The sequence below is a fragment of the Celeribacter indicus genome (assembly GCF_000819565.1).
GTDB lineage: Bacteria > Pseudomonadota > Alphaproteobacteria > Rhodobacterales > Rhodobacteraceae > Celeribacter > Celeribacter indicus.
On the sequence record NZ_CP004393.1, the window covers coordinates 2,950,712 to 2,966,245 of the forward strand.

The 15,534-nt window shown below is 69.0% G+C and carries 18 protein-coding genes; 10 read left to right on the top strand and 8 right to left on the bottom strand.

Going from position 1 to position 15,534, the window contains the following annotated elements:
• Nucleotides 1–16: 16 nt before the first annotated feature.
• Together P73_RS14735 and tpiA are read left to right on the top strand one after the other, a co-directional pair.
• The gene (locus P73_RS14735; RefSeq protein ID WP_043870153.1) at nucleotides 17–400 is read left to right on the top strand and encodes a GFA family protein; all 384 of its coding nucleotides are present in this window, start codon (nucleotides 17–19) and stop codon (nucleotides 398–400) included.
• Nucleotides 401–501: 101 nt separating this feature from the next.
• Nucleotides 502–1,248, top strand: a complete 747-nt coding sequence (gene tpiA, locus P73_RS14740) for a triose-phosphate isomerase (protein ID WP_043870154.1) — start codon at nucleotides 502–504, stop codon at nucleotides 1,246–1,248.
• A gap of 72 nt (nucleotides 1,249–1,320) precedes the next feature.
• On the opposite strand, the gene P73_RS14745 is transcribed toward tpiA, so the two are convergent.
• Nucleotides 1,321–2,481 (bottom strand): FAD-dependent oxidoreductase, encoded by a 1,161-nt coding sequence (locus P73_RS14745; RefSeq protein ID WP_043870155.1) that lies wholly within the window; start codon nucleotides 2,479–2,481, stop codon nucleotides 1,321–1,323.
• 114 nt (nucleotides 2,482–2,595) lie between these two features.
• Nucleotides 2,596–3,018, bottom strand: a complete 423-nt coding sequence (dksA, locus tag P73_RS14750) for an RNA polymerase-binding protein DksA (protein ID WP_043871774.1) — start codon at nucleotides 3,016–3,018, stop codon at nucleotides 2,596–2,598.
• Nucleotides 3,019–3,206: 188 nt separating this feature from the next.
• On the opposite strand from dksA, the gene P73_RS14755 reads away from it, so the two are divergent.
• The 6 genes from P73_RS14755 to P73_RS14780 all read left to right on the top strand — a co-directional run bounded on the left by P73_RS14755 (nucleotide 3,207) and on the right by P73_RS14780 (nucleotide 8,128).
• On the top strand, nucleotides 3,207–4,049 hold the full coding sequence (locus tag P73_RS14755) for an AAA family ATPase (protein ID WP_043870156.1): 843 nt from the start codon (nucleotides 3,207–3,209) through the stop codon (nucleotides 4,047–4,049).
• A complete protein-coding gene (locus P73_RS14760) occupies nucleotides 4,046–4,495 on the top strand; it encodes a GNAT family N-acetyltransferase (protein WP_043870157.1) in 450 nt (149 codons plus the stop codon). Before P73_RS14755 ends, P73_RS14760 begins: the two co-directional genes overlap by 4 nt.
• Before the next feature lie 125 nt (nucleotides 4,496–4,620).
• Nucleotides 4,621–6,000 (top strand): DUF2927 domain-containing protein, encoded by a 1,380-nt coding sequence (locus P73_RS14765; RefSeq protein WP_245629175.1) that lies wholly within the window; start codon nucleotides 4,621–4,623, stop codon nucleotides 5,998–6,000.
• A gap of 50 nt (nucleotides 6,001–6,050) precedes the next feature.
• The gene (locus tag P73_RS14770) at nucleotides 6,051–6,215 is read left to right on the top strand and encodes a hypothetical protein (protein WP_043870158.1); all 165 of its coding nucleotides are present in this window, start codon (nucleotides 6,051–6,053) and stop codon (nucleotides 6,213–6,215) included.
• 9 nt (nucleotides 6,216–6,224) lie between these two features.
• A complete protein-coding gene (locus P73_RS14775) occupies nucleotides 6,225–7,406 on the top strand; it encodes a vWA domain-containing protein (RefSeq protein ID WP_043870159.1) in 1,182 nt (393 codons plus the stop codon).
• A gap of 38 nt (nucleotides 7,407–7,444) precedes the next feature.
• On the top strand, nucleotides 7,445–8,128 hold the full coding sequence (locus tag P73_RS14780) for a M48 family metallopeptidase (protein ID WP_043870160.1): 684 nt from the start codon (nucleotides 7,445–7,447) through the stop codon (nucleotides 8,126–8,128).
• 43 nt (nucleotides 8,129–8,171) lie between these two features.
• Here P73_RS14780 and P73_RS14785 read toward each other — a convergent pair whose 3' ends face one another.
• The 4 genes from P73_RS14785 to P73_RS26010 form a co-directional block, all read right to left on the bottom strand.
• Nucleotides 8,172–8,711 carry an RSP_2648 family PIN domain-containing protein gene (locus tag P73_RS14785; protein WP_043870161.1) on the bottom strand — a complete coding sequence of 180 codons (540 nt, stop codon included), beginning with the start codon at nucleotides 8,709–8,711 and terminating at the stop codon, nucleotides 8,172–8,174.
• Nucleotides 8,708–9,913 (bottom strand): RSP_2647 family RNA methyltransferase, encoded by a 1,206-nt coding sequence (locus tag P73_RS14790; RefSeq protein ID WP_043870162.1) that lies wholly within the window; start codon nucleotides 9,911–9,913, stop codon nucleotides 8,708–8,710. The genes P73_RS14785 and P73_RS14790 overlap by 4 nt, the downstream gene beginning before the upstream one ends.
• Nucleotides 9,914–9,955: 42 nt before the next feature.
• Nucleotides 9,956–10,573 carry a DUF6778 family protein gene (locus P73_RS14795; protein WP_043870163.1) on the bottom strand — a complete coding sequence of 206 codons (618 nt, stop codon included), beginning with the start codon at nucleotides 10,571–10,573 and terminating at the stop codon, nucleotides 9,956–9,958.
• Nucleotides 10,574–10,737: 164 nt separating this feature from the next.
• Nucleotides 10,738–10,899, bottom strand: a complete 162-nt coding sequence (locus P73_RS26010) for an RSP_7527 family protein (protein ID WP_158401946.1) — start codon at nucleotides 10,897–10,899, stop codon at nucleotides 10,738–10,740.
• Between the two features lie 358 nt (nucleotides 10,900–11,257).
• Here P73_RS26010 and edd point away from each other — a divergent pair, with 358 nt between their 5' ends.
• Nucleotides 11,258–13,063, top strand: a complete 1,806-nt coding sequence (edd, locus tag P73_RS14800) for a phosphogluconate dehydratase (RefSeq protein WP_043870164.1) — start codon at nucleotides 11,258–11,260, stop codon at nucleotides 13,061–13,063.
• A 57-nt stretch (nucleotides 13,064–13,120) separates the two neighbouring features.
• Here the strand turns inward: edd and P73_RS14805 are convergent, their stop codons facing one another.
• Complete coding sequence (locus P73_RS14805) at nucleotides 13,121–14,233, bottom strand: NADH:flavin oxidoreductase (protein WP_043870165.1); 1,113 nt, start codon at nucleotides 14,231–14,233, stop codon at nucleotides 13,121–13,123.
• A gap of 209 nt (nucleotides 14,234–14,442) precedes the next feature.
• Between P73_RS14805 and eda the strand changes: the two genes are divergently transcribed.
• The gene (gene eda, locus P73_RS14810; RefSeq protein WP_043870166.1) at nucleotides 14,443–15,084 is read left to right on the top strand and encodes a bifunctional 4-hydroxy-2-oxoglutarate aldolase/2-dehydro-3-deoxy-phosphogluconate aldolase; all 642 of its coding nucleotides are present in this window, start codon (nucleotides 14,443–14,445) and stop codon (nucleotides 15,082–15,084) included.
• A gap of 141 nt (nucleotides 15,085–15,225) precedes the next feature.
• Here eda and P73_RS14815 read toward each other — a convergent pair whose 3' ends face one another.
• Nucleotides 15,226–15,522: a hypothetical protein gene (locus tag P73_RS14815; RefSeq protein WP_043870167.1), complete on the bottom strand. Its 297-nt coding sequence runs from the start codon at nucleotides 15,520–15,522 to the stop codon at nucleotides 15,226–15,228.
• Between the last annotated feature and the right edge of the window lie 12 nt (nucleotides 15,523–15,534).

Genomic DNA, 15,534 nt, shown 5'->3' on the forward strand with positions numbered 1-15,534 from the left:
CGCCGGACCGGTGACGATGGTCAGGGGCAGATGCGACTGCGGCGGGGTCCGCTTCGAACTTCCCGCGGTGCGGGACACCGTCATCCTCTGCCATTGCAGCCAGTGCCGCCGCATCAGCGGCCATGTCTGGGCCTCGACCGAGGCGCCGTTCGACAGCCTCACCTTCATCGCCGGCGACAGCCTGCGCTGGTATGCCTCCTCCGACCGCGCCACGCGCGGCTTTTGCGCCACCTGCGGATCGAGCCTGTTCTACCGGCGCAACGGCGCGGCGGGCCTCGCCATCGCCGCGGGCTGCCTCGAGGACACGACCGGCATGCGGATCGGCAAGCACATCTTCGTCGCGGACAAGGGCGACTATTATCCCCGGCCCGAGGACGCGCCCGCCTTCGACAGCCGCTGAGCGCCGCGCCGCCCGCATCGGACTGTCGGGTTGACTGTCCGCGAAACTCGGCAATGATGCCCGGACGATACTCGAACCGACAGGAATGGGAGGGCGTGCGCATGGCTCGCAAACTGGCCGCTGGCAACTGGAAGATGAACGGGCTCAGATCCGCGCTCGCGGAGGCGAAGACGCTCGCGGACATGTTCCCCGCCCCCTCCGTCGACATCCTGCTCTGCCCTCCCGCGACGCTGCTCTCCGGCATGGCCGAGATGCTCTCCGGGACATCAGTGGAGGTGGGCGGACAGGACTGCCACACGGCCGCCTCGGGCGCCCATACCGGCGACATCTCCGCCGCGATGCTGGCGGATGCCGGCGCGGGCTATGTGATCCTCGGCCATTCCGAGCGCCGCGCGGATCACGGCGAGACCGACCACCTCGTCTCGCTGAAGACCACCGCCGCCCTCGCGGCAGGGCTCGTCCCCATCGTCTGCGTGGGCGAGACCTTCGCACAGCGCGAGGCGGGGGAGACGCTGGGGATCATCCGCGCCCAGCTCTCCGGCTCGCTGCCGGAGGACTGCGATCCCGCACGGCTCGTGATCGCCTACGAACCGGTCTGGGCCATCGGCTCCGGAAAGACCCCGACCCTCGCGCAGATCGCGGAGGTCCATGACGACATGCGCGCCACGCTCTCCGCCCGCTTCGGCGACGCTGCGGCGGATATCCCGCTGCTCTACGGCGGATCGGTGAAACCCGGCAATGCGATGGAGATCTTCGACACCTCCAATGTCGACGGCGCGCTCGTCGGCGGGGCCTCGCTCAAGGCCGCCGATTTCTCCGGCATCGTCAAGGCGCTGGAAGAGGCGTAGCCGCGCCCGCCCTCTTTCCGCACCCCCTCCTCCTTTGTGCACGAAATACTCCCGCCGGAGGCGCCCGGCGGATCAGCCGGCCGTGACGTCGTGATCATAGAGCCAGCCGAACCGCTCGACCGCCTGCCGCGGGGCAAGCTGCCCGGCGAGGCGCAGCGCAGCATGGCCGAAGAGGCGCGGAACCCCCTTCAGGTGATAGTTGCGCGCATTCGCATTGGCCGCCCCGATCACCCGCAGGACACGGTCGCGCCGCCTTGCCTGATAGACAGGAAGCGCCTGTTCGAGCGGCAGCGTGGCGAGGCATTCCGCCAGGACCCAGGCATCCTCGAGCGCCATGTTCGCCCCCTGCGCGAGGAAGGGCAGCGTCGGATGGGCGGCATCGCCGAGGAGCGCGCTGCGCCGGGAATGCCAGCGCGCGGCGACCGGGTGGCGAAAAAGGCCCCAGCGGGACACGTCCGACACCCGCGAAAGCAGCCCCGTCACCTCTGGACAGAACCCGTTGAAACGGCGCCTCAGGTCGTCGGGTTCGCCGGGATGGTTCCAGCCCTCCTCGCGCCATTCCGCCCGCTCCTCCACCGCGACGATGTTCATCAGCCTGCCGCCGCGCAGGGGATAGCTCACCACATGCCGCCCCGCCTCCATATGCACCACCGCCACCGCCGGCTCGGTGCCGAGGGCGGGCACCGTCGCGCGCCAGGCGGTCTGGCCGGTGAAGAACGGCTCTTCCGGCCCGTTGAGCCGCGGGCGCAGCCTCGATTTCACCCCGTCGGCCCCGAGCACGATCTCATGCCGCCGCGTCCCGCCCGCCGCGAAGACCAGATCGACACCGGCGGCCTCCTCCCGGACCTCGGCGACCTCATGGGACAGGTGCACGGCGACACCGAGGTCGCGCAGCCCCGCCTCGAGCAGCCCGATGAGATCGGCGCGGTGCATCAGCAGGAAATCCGCCCCCGGACGCGCGGCCGCGAAATCGAGAGACAGCACCTCGCGCCCCGTCCGCCCGTCCGCCAGCCGCACGCCCTCCGAGCGCATCGCCTGCGCGGCCGCGTCGAGGCCGAGCGCCGCGAGCACCCGTGCGCCGTTCGGCGTGATCTGGAGCCCCGCCCCGACCTCCGCGATCCGCGGCGCCTGTTCGTAGAGCGTCACCTTCGCCCCGCGGAGTGCCAGCGCGCGCGCCACCGCGAGCCCGGCGACACCCGCCCCCAAGACCGCCACATCCTGACCGATCAGCATTGCCTGCCTGTCCTTTCCGCCTGCGCCCCAAAAGAAAACACCGGGCGCCGCCCGGTGTTTGCCATATGCCCTGTCGCGATGTCACCGGCGCATTCCGCCGCGGCCCGTCGGGGATCAGTCGTCCCGGTGAACCTTCTCGCGGCGTTCGTGGCGCTCCTGCGCCTCGAGCGTCATGGTCGCGATCGGGCGGGCGTCGAGGCGCTTGAGGGAGATCGGCTCACCGGTCACCTCGCAATAGCCGTATTCGCCGTTCTCGATGCGGCGCAGCGCCGAGTCGATCTTCGCCACCAGCTTGCGCTGGCGGTCGCGGGTGCGCAGTTCGAGCGCGCGGTCGGTCTCCTCGGAGGCGCGGTCGGTGATGTCGGGGATGTTGCGGCTGCTGTCCTGGAGGCCCTCGATCGTGTGACGGCTCTCATCGAGCAATTCGGCTTTCCAGGTCAAGAGCTTGCGGCGAAAATATTCGAGCTGGCGCTCGTTCATAAAAGGCTCGTCCTCGGCGGGACGGTAGTCATCGGGCAGAAAAACCTCGGCCTTCATCTCGTTGCTCACCTCTGTATCGCCGGTGGCTGGGTCTTTGGTGTCGTCAGCCATTCGGCTCCCTCCAATTGCACGCCCGTTTACCGTGTTTACCGGGGGATGTCACGTCACAATCTCCCCCGCCTTGCACCTTTGACGTCCTGCTCTATGATCACGTCGCAACCCGTTCATTTTATGGCCGCAATGTAATGAAATTCGCCTCCACCGACAGCTATGTCGCCCCGCCCGACCTCACGATCGCCGTGAATGCGGCGATCGCGCTCGAACGCCCGCTTCTGGTGAAGGGCGAGCCCGGCACGGGCAAGACGGAACTGGCACGGCAGGTTGCCCGCTCCCTCGGTCTCGAGATGATCGAATGGAACATCAAATCCACCACCCGCGCGCAGCAGGGGCTCTACGAATACGACGCGGTCTCGCGCCTGCGCGACAGCCAGCTCGGCGATCCGCGGGTCGAGGACGTCGCACACTATATCCGCAAGGGCAAGCTCTGGCAGGCCTTCGAGGCCGACACGCGCCCGGTGCTGCTGATCGACGAGATCGACAAGGCCGACATCGAATTCCCCAACGACCTGTTGCAGGAGCTCGACCGGATGGAATTCCACGTCTACGAGACCGGCGAGACGATCCGCGCGCGCCAGCGTCCCGTGGTCATCATCACCTCGAACAACGAAAAGGAGCTGCCCGACGCCTTCCTGCGCCGCTGCTTCTTCCACTACATCCGCTTTCCCGACATCGACACGATGCGGGAGATCGTCGCGGTGCATTTCCCCGGCCTCAAGGAGCGGCTTCTCGCCACCGCGCTCACCCAGTTCTACGAGATCCGCGAGATGCAGGGGCTGAAAAAGAAACCCTCCACCTCCGAGGTGCTCGACTGGCTGAAGCTCATCCTGGCCGAGGATCTCACGCCCGAGGATCTCGCCCGCGACGGCGTCAACGCCCTGCCGAAGCTCCACGGCGCGCTGCTCAAGAACGAACAGGACGTCGCGCTGTTCGAACGGCTGGCCTTCATGGCGCGGGGCGGGCGGCGGTGAGCGCGCCGACGGCGGTCCGCCCGCTGGCGCCCTCCGACCGTCCCGGATGGGAAGGGCTCTGGCGCGCCTATCTCGCCTTCTCCGGTACGGCGCTGCCTGAGGACATCCACGAGACCACGTTTCGCCGGCTGACCGACCCGCACAATGCCGAACGCGGCGCCCTCGTGGCCGAGCGGGAGGGACGGCTCGTCGGCCTCGCCCATTACATCTTTCACGCGCATAACTGGCGGGGCGAGGACGTGTGCTACCTTCAGGACCTCTATGTCGGCGAGGCCGCACGCGGCAGCGGCACGGGCCGGGCGCTGATCGAGGGCGTCTATGCCGCGGCAGACGCGAACGGAACGCCGCAGGTCTACTGGATGACGGAGGCGGGTAACGACGGAGCCCGCCAGCTCTATGACCGGATCGGCGCGCTCACCCCCTTCATCAAATATCAGCGCCGCTGAGCCGCCGGCGCCGTTTTCTTTCCCCTGAGCCGACCTAGATTGTTCCGGCGCGGGACGCGGCCCATCGGGTGCCGCGGGAAAAGACCGGCCCCGCCAGAAAACCGAAGTGAGAGAGACCTCCCCCCGTGGCCCGACCTGCCCGTTCGCCCCTGTTCCCCCGCCTGACCGTCCTCCTCCTCGCGCTGTCGCTCGGCGCCTGCGGCACCGCGACGCCGCAGCCTTCGGCCCGCGCGGCCTCTCCCGCGCTGGACCTGCCGCCGATGAAGGTCTTTCCAGCCGCGCCGCCGCAGCCGAGCCATCGCTCGAACGCCACGGTGGCGCGCGACTTCCTCGAGCTCACCTTCGCGCTCGAGAATGGCACGCGGCTCGACCGCTTCACCCGCTTCGAGGGGCCGATCACCCTGCGCGTGACCGGCGCGCAGATCCCGGTCTCGCTCGGCCCCGATCTGGCGCATCTCCTGTCCCGCCTCGACCGCGAGGCCGGGATCACGATCACCCGCGTGCCGCCCTCGGAGCCTGCGGCGATCACCATCCAGACGCTGCGGCACGAGGACCTGTCGCGCCGCGCGCCGAACACCGCCTGCATCGTCGCGCCGAACGTCTCCGACTGGTCGGAATTCCGCCACACCCGGCGCCAGAAGCTGAGCTGGACCACGGTGGAAACCCGCGAACGGCTCGCGATCTTCATTCCCGAGGATGTCGCCCCGCAGGAGATCCGCGACTGCCTGCACGAGGAACTGGCGCAAGCCCTGGGTCCGCTCAACGACCTCTATCGCCTGCCCGATTCCGTGTTCAACGACGACAACGTGCACTCCGTGCTCACGCCGTTCGACATGCTCGTGCTGCGCGTCACCTATGCGCCGGAACTGCACTCCGGCATGAGCCCCGAGGAGGTCGCCGCGCGGCTTCCGGGCATTCTCGCACGGGTGCATCCCGAGGGCGGTCCGGCCCGTCCGGCGCCGCCCTCCCCCACCCCGCGGCTCTGGATCGACAGCGTGACCGCCGCCATGGGCGCAGGCGAGCTGTCCGAGCGCAGCATGGCCGCGCAGGTCGCCGTCTCCATCGCGCGCGAGCAGGGCTGGGAGGACACGCGGGCGGGCTTCTCCTGGTTCCTTCTCGGCCGGCTCGCCATGGCGAGCGACCGCAGGCTCGCCCGCGCCGCGCTCGAGGAGGCCGGCCGGATCTACGCGCTGTCGCCGGACACCCGCTTCCATGCCGGCCACGTCGCGCTGCAACTCGCAGCGCTCGCGCTCTCGGACGGCAATTACACGCGCGCGGAACAGTTGGCGGCCTCCGCCGTCCCGGCCGCGCGCGACGCGGAAAACGCGGCCTTGCTCGCCTCGCTCCTGCTGACCCAGGCCGCGGCGCTCGACCAGCTCGGCCGTCCCGGAGAGGCGCGCGCGGTGCGGCTCGACAGCCTCGGCTGGGCACGCTATGGGTTCGGCTCGGATACAACGGTGCAGGACCGCGTGGCGGAGATCTCCGCGCTGACCGGCCGATCCTGACAACCGCGGGGCCGGCCGCCACGCCGCGCCCTGCGAAAGGAGCGACAGATATGATCGTCATCGTCTTGGCCATCCTCGGCATCCTTCTCGGCTGGCAGATCGCCGCGCGCCGCGGAGGAAACCGCCTCGACAAGCTGCAATATGCGGCCGTCTTCTTCATCCTCTTCTCGCTGGTCGGCCTGCTGCTGACGGTGGTCGTCGAACGCATGCTCTAGGGAGACCCCATGTTCATTCCCTTTTTCGAGATGTTGCGCGCGGAGGGTGTTCCGGTCTCCCTGCGCGAATTTCTCGCCTTCCTCGAGGGGATGGACCGCGGCCTCGCGACCTATGACATCGAAGGCTTCTACTATCTCGCGCGCGCGACCATGGTGAAGGACGAACGCCACCTCGACCGCTTCGACCGCGCCTTCTCCCGCGCCTTCAAGGGACTCGAGAGCCTGTCCCGCGAAGACGTGCTCGAGGCGGTGACCCTGCCTGCGGACTGGCTCAGGCGCGAGATGGAGAAACATCTCTCCCCGGAGGAGATGGCCGAAATCGAGGCCCTGGGCGGGTTCGACAAGCTCATGGAAACGCTGAAGAAGCGGCTCAAGGAGCAGAAAGGCCGCCATCAGGGCGGCAACACATGGATCGGCACAGGCGGAACGTCGCCCTTCGGCGCCCATGGCTACAACCCCGAGGGCGTGCGGATCGGGCAGGAGGAAAGCCGCCACCGCCGCGCGGTGAAGGTCTGGGACAGGCGCGAGTTCCGCAATCTCGACGACGGCGTGGAGATCGGCACGCGCAACATCAAGATCGCGATGAAGCGGCTGAGGACATGGGCCCGAGACGGCGCCCATGACGAGCTCGACCTCGACGGCACGATCCGCGCCACCGCCGAACACGGCTATCTCGACGTGAAGACGCGCCCCGAACGGCGCAATGCGGTGAAGGTGCTGATGTTCTTCGACATCGGCGGCTCGATGGACGATCATGTGAAGGTGGTGGAAGAGCTGTTCTCCGCGGCGCGCGCCGAGTTCAAGCATCTCGAATATTACTATTTCCACAATTGCCTTTACGAGGACGTGTGGCGCGACAACCTGCGGCGCTGGGAGGCGCGCGTGCCGACACGCGAGGTGTTCCACACCTACGGGCGCGACTACAAGGTGATCTTCGTCGGGGACGCCTCCATGTCGCCCTACGAGATCGCCCTGCCCGGCGGCGCAAACGAACACTGGAACGCGGAGGCGGGGGAAACCTGGCTGCACCGCGCGCGGGAGACCTGGCCCGACCACCTCTGGCTCAACCCCGTGCCGGAGAGATACTGGGACCACACCCAGTCGATCGCGATGATCCGCCGGATCTTCGAGGACCGGATGGTGCCGATGACGCTCGAGGGGCTGACGCGGGGCATGAAACTCCTCGGCTGACCCTTCCCCCGCGGGCGCCCCGCCCCCATATTCCGACCATGCTGAAATTCACGCCCATCCTGCTCGCCCTGCTGCTCGGATACGCGATGTATCGCTTCTCCGCCTGGCGGACCCTGCGCGAGCTGGAGGCGCGGTCGAGCGCGCTGGCCGATCCCGCGCTCGCCCCGGTCCTGCGCCGCCTCGCCGGGGCGCTCGACCTGCCGCGGGTCAAGGTCTATCTCTACGAAATCGCCCCGGTGAACGGCCTCGCCGCCCCCGATGGCAAGGTCTACATCACCCGCGGCTTCTACAACAAGTTCCGCGCGGGGGAGATCAGCGCGGAGGAAATGGCCTCCGTCGTCGCCCATGAGCTCGGCCATGTCGCGCTCGGCCACGCGCGGCGGCGGATGATCGACTTTTCCGGCCAGAACGCGCTGCGCGCCGCGCTCGTGATGATCTTCGCCCGCCTCATCCCCTTCGCCGGCGTCTGGCTCGCCAACTGGCTCGTGCATCTGCTGGCCGCGAAACTCTCGCGCGGCGACGAATACGAGGCGGACGCCTATGCCAGCGCGCTGATGACCAAGGCGGGGCTCGGCACCGAGCCGCAGAAATCGCTCTTCCGCAAGCTCGAGCACCTGACCGGCGCGCGCGGCGCGGCGACGCCCGCCTGGCTCCTGTCGCATCCGAAAACCGCCGAGCGCATCGCCGCCATCGAAGCCAACGAGGCGAAATGGCAGGCGTGAATCCGCGCGGCTTTTTGCTGCCGGAAATACTCGCGTCCGACCGTCAGGCCAGCGCCTTGCCCAGCCGCGGAAGGCGCGCCTTCTTCAACAGCCGCCGCCTGTCCCAGGGCTCGCCGGAGAGCCGCTCGGCCTCGCCGCGCACCGCCTCGACGACGCCCGCGACCACATCGGGATGATCCGACCAGAGCCGCCAGAGGAATCCGTCGGGATCCCAGCGCGCGAGCCCTTCCTCGGCGAGGACGTGACGCGGGAAATCCTGCGCGTTCAGCGTGACGATGGCCTCGGCCCCGCCCGCGATGGCGGCGGCGAGCACATGGATGTCGTTTTCGTCGGACAGGTGGAGCCGCGCCTCGAGCCCCCGGTGCTCCGGCACCTCCGCCCGCGGGAAGGCGGCCCGCACGAGCGCCACCTCGCCGCGCGCCACGGCCTCCCCCTCCGGGCCGAGCTTGCGCGCCGCCCGCGCCCATTCCTCGAGGATGCGTGCCGACCAGAGCGGCTCGTAGAGCCCTGCCCGTGCCACGCCCAGAAGCACCTCCCGCATCACGGTCGGATAGAGCACGCAGGCGTCGAGCAGCACCTTCATGGCATGAGCCGGTAGAACAGCGCCTTCAGATAGCCGCTTTCGGCGAGCTGGGGCATCAGCGGGTGATCGGCCCCGGCAAAGCCCGTATGGATCAGTTGCGCGCTGCGCCCCGCGCGCCCGATGCCGCGATTGCAGCTCGCGCGGAAGGCGTCGAGATCGGCGGCATGGGAACAGGAACAGAGGCCGAGATAGCCACCCTCCCGCACCAGCGGCGCGGCCATGCGCGCGACGCGCTCATAGGCCCTGAGCCCCTTCTCCAGTGCCGGTTTCGCGGGGGCGAAGGCCGGCGGATCGCAGATCACCACGTCGAAACGCGCCCCCTCGCCGGCGAGCGCCGCCATCACGTCGAAGGCATCGCCGCGGCGCGTCGCAAGATCGTCCGCCCGGCCCATGGCCTGCGCCCCCTTGCCCGCGAGATCGAGCGCGGCGGCGGAACTGTCCACGGAAAGCGCCTGCGCCGCGCCGCCGGCGAGCGCCGCAAGGGCGAAGCCGCCGACATGGGAGAAGACGTCGAGCACGCGCGCCCCGCCGGCGAGGCGCTGCGCGAAGGCATGGTTCGGGCGCTGGTCATAGAACAGCCCCGTCTTCTGCCCGCCCATCAGGTCGGCCATGTAGGTCGCCCCGTTCATCGGCACGGGAACGGGCCCGTCGACCGCGCCGCAGAGCACGCGCGTCTCCTCCGGCAAGCCCTCGAGCCCGCGCGCGCGGCCGGTGCCGTTCATCACCACGGTCGCGACCCCCGTCACCGCCCGCAGCGCCTCCGCCAGCGGTTCGATCCGCCCATCCGCCCAGGCGGCATTCGGTTGTATCACGCAGGTGTCGCCGAACCGGTCGACGACCACGCCCGGCAACCCGTCGGCCTCGGCATGGACAAGCCGGTAGAACGGTGCGTCGAACAGCCGCTCGCGATGCGCGAGCGCCGTCCCGAGCCGCGCGGCGAACCAGTCCGCATCAATGCGCGCCGTCTCCTCGCGGTCGAGCACGCGGGCGAAGATGCGTGACTTCGGATTGACCGCGACCAGGGCGAGGAAAGTGCGCTCCGCATCCTCGAGCCGCGCGATCTCGCCGGGCGCGAGCGCCTTCGTGCGGCGGTCGGTGACAAGCTCGTTGTCATAGATCCAGGGGGCGCCGTGGCGGATCGCGCGGGCGTTCGCCTTCGGCTTCAGGCGGATGGTCGGCAGGGCAAAAGAGGGCTCGGTCATGCCTGCCCTCTTAGCCGTGTTTCGGGATGTTGGAAAGCGCGATCAGAGGCCGGAGAGCCCGCCCAGCTCCTGCCGGATCACCTGCGCGAGACGATCGGTGATGCGCATGGTCTGGGTGATACCCTGCCGGTCCGCTTCCACCGCCGCCTGCCCGCCATAGGCCCGGAAGGTCGCATCGACCTTGCGCGCGGGCCGCAGCACGGCGCCGGTCCGCGCATCGCGGACGGTCAGAAGGAATTCGATCTCGTGTTCGGACGGCAGGCGCGAATAGCGCACGCGATGGGTCTGGGCGTGAAAGCGCAGCAACTCGACCTCGAGCACCACGGGCCTCGCCCCGGCGAAGGGCGCCACGCCGCGGGCGAGCCCGGCCTCGACCACCGCCCCGACCTGTGCATGGCGGTCGCCCGCCGGGTCGCCGTGCCAGACGATATCGGCCCGCGGCTTGATCGTGTCGGCCTCGGAGACGGTGAGGCTGCGCGGCACGGAGACGTCGATCCGCGCCACCCGGATGTCCGGGGCGGTCTCGCCGGACGACTGCGCGCCCTGCCCCGCCGACGCGGCGGGGACGACAGGGGCAGCGGACGAGAGTGAGCCAGTCGTGCAGCCGCTCGCGACAAGAGCGAGGGCAAGCGCGGCGATGGCTTTGGCGATGTGTTTCATGACGGGTCTCCGGACTGTGTTTTCCGGCGTCATGATCCGCAATAAATTGGACCGAAATGAGAAAATCCCGGAACGTTTCCGGGATTTTGTTGCGCTTTCGATGACATTCTGACGGCGTTTTCCGCCATGCCGCCTGTCTGGCCGGGCCGGAGCCCGAACCGTCGTCAGGCGGTCTTGCCGGAGTGCGGCGCCGCGAGATGGGCGCGGACCCAGGCGCGTGCGGAGCGCAGGAACTCGCGCATCGTTTCGGCGCGCAGACGGTGCGCCTCGGCCTCGGCGGCCTGAAGGTCGAAGGTCTCGAAAGTGGTGTTGGTGTTGGTCGTCATCGGATCTGCCTTTCCTCCGCCCGCTTCACCGTGGGGTGCCTTGTGCGAAACACCATCCCCGGCCGGACGTTACATGTGATCCTCCCGTCACTTTCCTATCTAGGCCCGCGCGCCCATGGGCGCGAGTGCCGATCGGGAAGACCCGCTATGCGCGGCGCGCATTTCGACATGACAACGGCCGAGGCTGGCCTAGATGACAGGAAAGCCGCATCCGGCCATGGACTTCGCGGGCGCAGCGATCTAGAGTGCGGGACGTTAGCGCTAACGGACCCTGGCCGCACGCGACCGCTCCCCGCCCCGTCCGCCACCGCAGACAGACCACCGAACCGATGTTCCGCGAAATGCCGAAAGGCCTGACATGCCACTGAACGACACGATAGCAGCCGTCACCCAACGTATCACCGAACGCTCCCGCGACAGCCGCGCCACCTATCTCGACCGGATCGCCGCGGCCGCCGACCAGGGGCCGGTGCGGGCCCATCTCTCCTGCGGCAACCAGGCCCATGCCTATGCCGCGATGGGGGCCGACAAGGACGTGCTCGCCGACGGGCGCGCGCCGAACCTCGGCATCGTGACCGCCTATAACGACATGCTCTCCGCCCACAAGCCTTACGAGGACTATCCCGACATCATCCGCGAGGCGGCGCGCGCGGCGGGCGGCACGGCGCAGGTCGCGGGCGGCGTGCCCGCGATGTGCGACGGCGTCACCCAGGGACAGACCGGCATGGAACTGTCGCTCTTCTCGCGCGACACGATCGCCCTCGCCGCCTCCATCGCCATGTCGCACAACTGTTTCGACGCCGCCGTCTACATGGGCGTCTGCGACAAGATCGTGCCCGGCCTCATGATCGCCGCCGCCGCCTTCGGCCATGTGCCCTCCGTCTTCATCCCCGCCGGGCCGATGACCTCGGGCATCACCAATGACGAGAAATCCGCCGTCCGCCAGAAATTCGCCACCGGCCAGATCAGCCGCCGCGAGCTGATGGACAGCGAGATGAAGGCCTATCACGGTCCCGGCACCTGCACCTTCTACGGCACGGCCAACACCAACCAGATGCTGATGGAGATCATGGGGCTGCACCTTCCGGGCGCCTCCTTCGTCAATCCGGGCACGGACCTGCGCGAGGCGCTGACGCGGGAGGCGGCGAAGCGCGCGCTCGAGATCACCGCGCTCGGCAACGACTATCGCCCGGTCGGCCAGATCCTCGACGAGAAGGCCTTCGTCAACGGCATCGTCGGGCTGATGGCGACCGGCGGTTCGACCAATCTCGTTCTGCACCTTCCGGCGATGGCACGAGCGGCGGGCATCCTCCTCGATCTCGAGGATTTTTCCGACATCTCGAACGCCACGCCGCTGCTCGCGAAGGTCTATCCCAACGGGCTTGCCGACGTGAACCATTTCCACGCCGCGGGCGGGCTCGGCTATCTCATCGGGGAATTGCTCGAGGCCGGGCTGTTGCACGAGGATGTGAAGACGGTGGCCGGCGACGGGCTTGCGCTCTACACGAAGGAGCCGAAGCTCCGCGACGGCGTCCTCACCTTCGAGGACGGCCCGCGCGAGAGCCTCAACGACAGGATTATCCGCCCCGCCTCCGACCCGTTCCAGAAGACCGGCGGGCTGAAGGAGCTGTCCGGCAATCTCGGCCGCGGGGTGATGAAAGTGTCCGCCGTGAAGCCCGAACATCACGTCATCGAGGCGAAGGCGCGGGTCTTTCACGACCAGAACGATGTGAAGGCGGCCTTCCAGGCGGGCGAATTCACCGCCGATACCGTCGTCGTCGTCCGCTTCCAGGGGCCGCGTGCCAACGGCATGCCGGAACTGCACTCGCTGACCCCCACCCTTGCCGTATTGCAGGACCGCGGCTTCAAGGTCGCGCTGGTGACCGACGGGCGCATGTCGGGCGCCTCGGGCAAGGTGCCGGCCTGCATCCATGTCTCTCCTGAGGCAGAGACCGGCGGGCCGCTCGCGAAACTGCGCGACGGCGATCTGGTGCGGGTCGATGCGGTGGCCGGCACGCTCGAAGTGCTCGAGGCGGATTTCGACACCCGCACCCCCGTCGTGGCGGACCTCTCCGCCAACAGGGCGGGCATCGGGCGCGAACTCTTCGAGACCTTCCGCCAGAATGCCGGACCCGCGACGCAGGGCGCCTGCGCACTGATCTGAGCCGCGCGCACCCGCCCGGCACCCTGCGAGAATGGCCGCGCAGAGGGCCGGGGCCGCTCAGGCCAGATCGCTCAGCGCCTTCGGACGGAAGCCCTGAAGCTCGTGGGAGGCGCCGCGCTTCACCTTCGAGGCCCAGTCGGGATCGGCCAGAAGCGCGCGCCCGACGGCGATGAGATCGAACTCCTCCGCTTCCATCCGCCGCACGAGCAGATCGAGCGGCGTCGCCTGCGAGCTTTCGCCGCCGAAGGCCGCAAGGAACTCGCCCGACAGACCGACCGATCCCACGGAGATCGTGGGCGCGCCGGTAAGCTTCTTCGCCCATCCCGCGAAATTCAGCCCGTGCTCGCCGTCGATCTGCGGGAATTCCGGCTCCCAGAACCGCCGCTGCGAGCAATGCAGGATATCCACACCCGCCTCCACGAGCGGCGCGAGCCAGGCCTCCATCTCCTGCGGATCCGTCGCGAGCTTCGCGCCGTAATCCTGCTGTTTCCACTGGCTCACGCGCATCAGGATCGGGAAATGCGGCCCGACCGCGGCGCGCACGGCCTTCACCACCTCCACGGCGAAGCGCGCCCGCTCGGACAGACTGACCCCGCCCCAGCCGTCCTCGCGCAGGTTCGTTCCCTCCCAGAAGAACTGGTCGATGAGATAGCCATGTGCACCATGCAGCTCCACCACGTCGAACCCCAGATCCCGCGCCGATTTCGCGGCATGCGCGAAGGCCGCGATCGTCGCCGCGATATCCTCCTCGCTCATCGCGACGCCGCGCGGTTCGCCCGGACCGACGAGGCCGGAGGGGCTTTCCACCGGCGCGGCGGGCTCCCAATCGCCGCTGCGGGTCGACCCCGTGTGCCAGATCTGCGGGCCCATCTTGCCCCCCGCCGCATGGACCGCGTCGATCACGCGCTTCCATCCGGTCAGGGCGTCGGGCCCGTGAAAGAAGGGGATATGCGGCTGATTGCGGGAGGCGGGGCGGTCGATCACCGTGCCCTCCGACAGGATCAGCCCCACATCCCGCGCCGCACGCCGGGCGTAATAGGCGGCATTCGGCGCGCCCGGAATGCCCTGCGGCGCCATGTTGCGCGTCATCGGCGCCATCACGATGCGGTTCCCGAGATGCAGGGATCCATGGTTGAAGGGGCGAAACAGGATGTCGGTCTTCTCGGACATGACGGGCTCCGGGGGCGGGGAAGGACACAGCAGCGATACTATCGCCCCGTCGCGCCGGGTCAATCGCCCTGCGGGCGCGGTGGCGGCCCGATCCGCAGGGAGCCCGGCCCCCGCACCCGCCAAGGACGGCGCCGAGCGCCCGAACGGGGTTCAAACCCGCCCTGTCAGGCGCTAACATGCGCCGAGATCCGGCAAGGAAAGGTTCCGCCATGACGCCCCAAGAGGCCAGTGTGAAATGCGCAGAGGTCTGTGCGCTCGCCCCCGTCGTTCCCGTTCTCGTCGTCCATGACGTCGCCCATGCCCGCCCGCTCGCGGAGGCGCTCGTTGCCGGCGGTCTCCCGGCCCTGGAGGTCACGCTGCGCACGCCGGCGGCCCTCGACGTGATCCGCGAGATGGCGGCGGTCGAGGGCGGTATCGTCGGCGCGGGCACGCTGCTGACGCCGGACGACGTCGCCGCCGCCGTGGCCGCGGGGGCGAAATTCGGCGTTTCTCCGGGGGCGATCGACCGGCTTCTCGACGCCTGCGAGGCGGCGGATCTGCCGCTTCTCGCCGGCACGGCGACGGCCTCCGACGTCATGCGCCTGCTCGAGCGCGGCTATACCGTCGCGAAATTCTTCCCCGCCGAGGCCAATGGCGGCGCGCCCGCGCTCAAGGCGATCGGCGCACCGCTGCCGCAGATGAAATTCTGCCCGACGGGCGGCATCTCGCTGAAGAACGCGGGCGAGTATCTCTCTCTCCCGAACACGCTCTGCGTCGGCGGAAGCTGGGTTGCGCCGAACGATCTGGTGCAGAAGGGCGACTGGAAGGCGATCGAGGAACTCGCGCGCGAGGCTGCGGCCCTGCCGCGCTGAGATGCCCGCGCGCCGCGCAGGCGCGCTTCGTCTCACCCTCATGCCTCTCATCGTTCTGCATGACACCGCGAGGACCGGGAAGGGACATGCACATGTCCGGCCGCGTGCGGAGGATCGCCCTCCGCGCCGGACCGGGCGCGCTCAGCCCCGGCGCCCGCGGGAGCCGCCGCGCCGCCCGGTCTGAAGCCGCATTTCCCCCAGCCCCTCCTCGAGCACGCGCGTCATCGGATGGGCGGGATCCGCGACCGGCGCATAAAGCGCGAGGAGCCGGCGGATCGCGATGGTGGCGTCGAGCTTCGGATCGAGCTTGATCGCCCAATCGAGAAAGATCGAGCGCGCCTCGAGAAGGCCCAGCCCCTCGATGCGGTAGGATTCGCGGATCAGCCCGCCCGGATCGAGCGCCGGATCCACGTCCGGCCAATCGGTCTGTTGTGCCATGCGGATCTCCCT